This window comes from Iodobacter sp. CM08, assembly GCF_033446605.1.
Classification (GTDB): domain Bacteria; phylum Pseudomonadota; class Gammaproteobacteria; order Burkholderiales; family Chitinibacteraceae; genus Iodobacter.
In genome coordinates this window covers 1-1,070 of record NZ_JAWQUO010000100.1, presented here as the reverse complement: position 1 = coordinate 1,070, position 1,070 = coordinate 1, and the positions used below count along the sequence as shown (strand labels likewise).

General features: G+C 49.5%; 1 protein-coding gene and 1 pseudogene. Both read left to right on the top strand.

Annotated features, from left to right (window positions below):
• Positions 1-686, top strand: a 686-nt coding sequence (locus tag R6242_RS22245; protein WP_318431081.1) for a DUF3304 domain-containing protein, incomplete at its 5' end; no start/stop codon positions are given.
• Between the two features lies 1 nt (position 687).
• Positions 688-1,070: pseudogene (locus R6242_RS22240) on the top strand (hypothetical protein); the annotation flags it as partial.

Below are 1,070 nucleotides of genomic sequence, written 5' to 3'. Positions count from 1 at the left end.
CATTATTGTTTGCCTGCCAAAAAGAGCCCTCATCTGATGACGCCGCCGTAGCGGCAGTGCCTGCTGATAGCGTAACGGTGTCGGTGGATCAGGTGAATTACAACGCCGATTTAGAAATTAAATACACCGCCTTTGATGTGTCGGGCGGCAGCCCAAAAGAAGCGATTGCCGGAGGGATTGTTGTGCCGCTGGCGGCGGGTGGGGCCAAAAGCTGCTGCGTGAACTTGCCTAAAGTCTGGCGGCCGGGGATTAAAATCAAGGTGGAATGGCAAGAGGCCGATAAGGAAATTCGCCCTGAAATTTACCGGCAAACACAGGAAATACCCCGCTATCAAAAGCCGGGCGATGTGTATCTGGTGTTTTACCCCGAGCATCAGTTGGAAGTGCTCGCCTCGCCCGTCGAACCAGCGCACCCAGATTGGCCAGGCAAAATCAAAGCGCCTCCGCTGGAAGCGTGTTTAAAGAAAAATACGAAGAAATTTTGTATGCAGTCGTTGCCTAAGTATCGGATTGGGTCATTTGAAGAGCGAGCAGCAAGAATGCGGCAGTCGTGTACAGAAAAAGCTATTAGAACATCTAGCAATCCACCAATAAATAGAGAGGCGTGTAAACAGTTAATTAATGAGTGTTTAGACAAGTGGAATGTTGACAAGAAAATGTGCTCATTAACCTTTGAGGAAGAATAATATGGGCGCCCGATTTGCTGAGCTTTGCCGCCCCTCACCTCTGATGCTAGATGGTGCAGAGCAAATTGTTAGTGGGATAGCTTTTGACGAGCCTTCCTGCCTCACCTGTGAAGAAGACATCTTTCTCGGCTTTTTTTTCGATGGCACCAATAACAATAAATATCGCGATACGCCCGAATACTGCCATAGCAATGTGGCCCGCCTCTACGAGGCTTATCCTGGCAAGGGCACGATGGCGCAGCTGGCTTTATTAAGCGGCACAGCCAAGGCCGATGAGCCCTATTTAAAAGGGCCGGGAACCGATCCACTTTTATACCGTAAAACCTATATTCCTGGCGTAGCTACGCCGTTTAAAAAGCTGAGGGATAGCCATGAAGCGTTCTG